Below are 277 nucleotides of genomic sequence, written 5' to 3' on the forward strand. Positions count from 1 at the left end.
GGGGAAGCTGTTCGTTCAGAACCGGAAGGACCAGCTCGCGGCCAGCGCGATCGCGGCGTCGCGGCTGGCGTTCCTGTGGTGGACGTTCACGGGCGACTGCTTCAACGTCACCAAGGGCACGATGTCGCAGATCCCATTCTCCCCGCACGCTTACGGGCAGGACACGTTCGATGCTCTGGTGGAGCTCGGCGAGAGGATCGAGGAGGCGCTGCCGGCCGTGCGCTCCTGGGATCTCAACTCCGGGAAGTACGTGGGCGGGTACGCGATCCCCGAACTG

General features: G+C 66.1%; 1 protein-coding gene. It reads left to right on the plus strand.

The window, feature by feature from the left end; genetic code table 11:
- Positions 1 to 277, plus strand: a 277-nt coding sequence (locus tag ACZ3HG_RS23510; protein WP_465334758.1) for a hypothetical protein, incomplete at both ends; no start/stop codon positions are given.

Source organism: Erwinia sp. PME.40.26/001 (assembly GCF_055556675.1).